The 4,377-nt window shown below is 40.6% G+C and carries 5 protein-coding genes; all 5 read left to right on the top strand.

Features of this window, described 5'->3' with window-relative positions; translation table 11 throughout:
- Window positions 1–474 (top strand): GyrI-like domain-containing protein (locus AC1DWN_RS28800; protein WP_477562313.1); only part of this gene is annotated, 474 nt, incomplete at its 5' end.
- A gap of 266 nt (window positions 475–740) precedes the next feature.
- Window positions 741–1,601, top strand: coding sequence for a helix-turn-helix domain-containing protein (locus AC1DWN_RS28795; protein ID WP_477562312.1), 861 nt, complete (start codon window positions 741–743; stop codon window positions 1,599–1,601).
- A gap of 194 nt (window positions 1,602–1,795) precedes the next feature.
- Window positions 1,796–2,395: a hypothetical protein gene (locus AC1DWN_RS28790; protein ID WP_477562311.1), complete on the top strand. Its 600-nt coding sequence runs from the start codon at window positions 1,796–1,798 to the stop codon at window positions 2,393–2,395.
- A 299-nt stretch (window positions 2,396–2,694) separates the two neighbouring features.
- On the top strand, window positions 2,695–3,585 hold the full coding sequence (locus AC1DWN_RS28785; protein ID WP_477562310.1) for a ribosomal RNA small subunit methyltransferase A: 891 nt from the start codon (window positions 2,695–2,697) through the stop codon (window positions 3,583–3,585).
- Window positions 3,586–3,848: 263 nt separating this feature from the next.
- Entirely contained in the window at window positions 3,849–4,229 is a 381-nt protein-coding gene (locus AC1DWN_RS28780) for a VOC family protein (protein ID WP_477562309.1), read from the top strand.
- The last annotated feature ends 148 nt before the right edge of the window (window positions 4,230–4,377 follow it).

Raw genomic sequence — 4,377 nt, 5'->3', positions numbered from 1 at the left:
GATATATACAATTACGATAATATTACGAACCAACAAGGAGTATCTATCCCAGAGGTTTGGCAAAACATATGCAAGAATGGCGAGTTTGACAGTTTACGCCAGTCGGTAATTGGGGATTGGTGGCGCGAAGGCAATTTCAGCAAGGAACTTGGAGCAGTTTTTGCATACGATTCCTACAAATTCACAAGCAATACTACTTTTCCTTATCTTATCGGGTGTTACAAATCGGAGAATAGCATGGTCAATGAACATACAGTTGTTGATGTTCCAGCAGCTACTTGGGCGATATTTTCCACATTAAGTGAAGGGAATGGTAGCGGCAACTATGATTTGCGCTCATTAAAAAATCGGATATTTTCTGAATGGCTACAAACATCTAAGTTTAATGTTTTAGATGGCAATTTCGAAATGTATTTTACAAACAAAGATGGATATGAGTATTGTGAGTTATGGTATCGAATTGAGGAAAAGTAAATAGGATAAACACAAAGCTCATTTCGCTAATGAAGACAATAGTTCCATGCTTAAAGGCTGCCATATGGCAGCCTTTTCTCAACTAATGGGCGAATTGGCGCAATTAAAGGACTTTCTGGGTATATCTGGAATGTAGTTATATCCTATGTTTCGAGTGAGGAGCATTTAATATGGAACAAGTAGAAAGCCTGCTCATATTTTTTAGCTATCGGGTAATAGAGCATGATAGCAACTTCAGCGGTTAGTTGAGGATAAGGGTGACATGCTTGCAACTCAAGCATAACTTGATATACAAAATTGAGAGTAATAGATACACTGAAAGCATCATGAACGAAGGGGTGCTGATAGTGTTTGATATGTCTAAAGTAGGCAGAAATATTGCGAAGTTAAGGAAAGGATCAGGGATTACCCAAATGGGTCTAGCTGACCGACTTGGTATCAGTTACCAAGCGGTAAGCAATTGGGAACGAGGAGAAACGATGCCTGATATTTCTAAACTTCCTCTAATCGCAGAAATTTTCGATGTAAGTATCGATGAGATTCTCGACGAAGGTAAAGGGACACAAATACTTAAAAATATGCTAGATAATACAACTATGGATTATTTACAACATAATGAGGTATCTCTCGAAGAGATTTCGGAAATCGCACCATTACTCAGAACGGAACAAGTTAATGAATTTGTTAAGAATGTAAAGGACAGAGTTGAAATAAGCGATCTCCTGTCCATAGCCCCCTTTGTTAGTGAGGAGATCATAAACAGATTTGCAAAACAGGCATTTGGACAAGAAGATATAGGTGCACTGGTGTCGTTGGCTCCATTTATGAGTGAGGATGCAATTGACGAATGTGCAAAGAAAGCCTTTGAAAAAGAAGGTATAGGTGCACTGGTGTCGATGGCCCCGTTTATAAGTGAGGATGTAATTGATGAATGTGCAAAAAAAGCATTTGAAAAAGAAGGTATAGGTGTACTGGTGTCGATGGCCCCGTTTATAAGTGAGGATGTAATTGACGAATGTGCAAAAAAAGCCTTTGAAAAAGAAGGTATAGGTGTACTGGTGTCGATGGCCCCGTTCATCAGTAAAGGGGTAATGAATGATTGTACACAAGGTAGTACTCAAGGTTAACGTACTTGAGAGAAGTTAAGGCCCGTTCATTAAGCGCCACGTGCCCAGAGGCATGCATCTTCTAGCCGGTGAAAATTCGGTCATGGGAGGGGTCACAAGCCCTCATGTAGCTAAGATGCCTGCGTACAGTGAAAGCTTTGCTCAGCGTTCGACAAAAGTTCTATAGGAGACAGGGCGAGCGGGAGGTTTAACTAATGAAAGTAAAAAAAGTATTATTTATTCTGGTGCCAGTAGCAGTCGTAATTTTTCTTTGGTTATCAGGTTTGATTGGTTTATGGACTGAAGGGATGGCTCATATTGCGAATAACACCAAAGAATTTACTGATAGAAACGGTCATGTTGTAAAAGGAGATTATACCATTGCAATTGACCTGTCTAATTTAGAAAGTAATATCGGAAAAGAGTTATATAATGATGGTACCCATAAGATATATGTATCTTGGATTTATAATACAGGAAATATATATTCAGGAGGATATAGTATTGGTTTTAGGTCCAGTGGACATTATTCTCTAACAGGTGCTTCATTAATTTCAGGGGTTCATCATGCTACCGTAAACGGAAATTCATTTGAAACAAATATTACCGCTAAAATGACATCACATTATAATATCAAAAACTTCACCAGCTCAGTATCTGGTGTGAGTGGGTTAAACTATAAAGACGGAGATGATTTTGCTTTCTATATTTTCCCGACTGAGTCTTATGAAACACAAGAATTCTCATTAAGCGAACCAGAAATAGTACATTTAACTGTTACAGAACTATTTAAAAATATCTGGAGCAAAAAATAATAAAGAATTTATTACGTTAACTGATAACGATAGTTCGACGTGGCGAGGAGCAGTTCAGGCGGTAGACTGCTCTATTTTTCTATGAAGGGCTGCCCAGCAGCAGCCTTTGAATTCGTTGGCGTATTTGTTATAATAGCAATAGTTTTTTAGGAGGTGCTTTATTTGATCACCCATTACATGCGTTTACGGTAAATAGAGGTGCGGTACAGGTTGACTCATCCGTTTTTTTGAAAGCGGGATCGGGTCTTATTTGTAGTGCGCCTTTTTCATTTACCTAAACAAATGAATGAGGTGTTTTTGTGTTGCGTAAAAAGAATAAGAAGTCCATCGTTGCCGGAAACAGGTCCCTTACGAATCCAAATAAAAGCGAAGGCAGTCCTAACTTCTCCGGTCAGCACTTCCTGCATAACAAACGCGCGGTGCGAGATTTGATTGAAACGGCTAAAATTATGAAAAAGGACACTGTCATTGAAATAGGGGCCGGCCTCGGCGCGATCACGCTGCCTTTGGCGGAGAAGGCTAGGATCGTCATCGCTTTTGAGAACGATGTTGCGTATGTTCGTAAATTGATTGGCAAGGTGGAAGGCATATCAAATATTAAAATCATTCATAACGATTTTATGYAGGGATACCTTCCAAGAGAGCCCTTTTGCGTCGTGTCGAATATCCCTTTTTCGATTACAACTCCAATTCTGAGTAAGCTATTGGATGATCCTACTACCCCGCTGCAGCGGGCCGCCATTATTGTAGAGAAGGGAGTGGCCAAACGGTTTACCTCTTCTTTTGTGACGAATCCGCAGTTATTAAGCTGGAGGATGAGGTATGACATGGAACTGGTACAGACACTCCCACCGGGTTATTTTTCGCCGCCGCCAAAGGTGGAATGCTGCATACTCTCGATCTGGAGAAAGGCATGCCCAGAAGTTTCAAGTCGCTATGGCCCTTTGTTTACGGGTCTTGCTGAATGGGGGCTAAGAAATCCAAAGTTACCTTTCAGTGGGGCGTTCAGTACTGTCTTTACCCCTCCGCAATTGAAACATTTGGCTTCGAGACTTGGGATTGACCAGAATAAGCCAGTTTGCGCATTAAACGAACGTGAATGGGGCGTTGTTTTCCAAACAATGCTGGACCATGTCCCTTCCTATCGATGGCCGAGAACTTCGCATAGTCAAAAACGGAAGCGAGACTAAGCTTCGTTCCTTAAATCGCTCAACGGTGGAGGCAACTGAAAAACTTGTAGACTTCTGAAACAATATCAAGCTCGTGTAATGCTTTAGAAGCAAATGGTTGGTCGACTTTTAATCCCGCTAACGAGGATAAACAACAAGACGAAGCTGCCAGCACAATCGGCAGCTTCATTACGTTAACGGGCAGATTAGCGCAATTAAAGGACTCTCTGGGTATGTCTGGAATATAGTTATATATCCTGTATTTCGAGTGAGAAGTATCTACTATGGAACAAGTAGAAAAAAGAGCTAAATTGATCGGGATCGATGGTGTCTACATCCCTGTCTCTAATCGAAAAAAGACTGAAGAATGGTATGTGGATAACCTAGGGATGGAACATGGCAGAGATTATTTGCTCGCTGGCAGACAAGGAATATTCCTGCGTGAGAGGTTAGATGAGCAGGTTCTAACTTTTCGAACAAGCGAGTGGTTGGATCATGGCGAAAGTTATGAGATGCCGGTTATCTGTTTTCGAACATCCGATATTGATGGACTATATGAGCATCTTCGTACGTTAGACATTCGTATCGGGGACTTAATTGTACATAATTGGTTTAAAGAATTTGATTTCTGTAACCCGGACGGAAATAAACTTAAAGTTTGGTAACCAAAAGAAGAGCTTAATATTCCTACCTTGGATAATATTTAGTGGATCTTCATTCAAACAACGGGAAACAAGAGGTCAAATAAAAATAAACACTAGGCTGCCGGCATGAAACGGCAGCCTAGTTGAGCGAACGGGAAGTATAGTTGAA

Source organism: Paenibacillus sp. P4_A7 (assembly GCF_056402455.1).
This window is presented reverse-complemented; position numbering and strand designations above follow the sequence as displayed.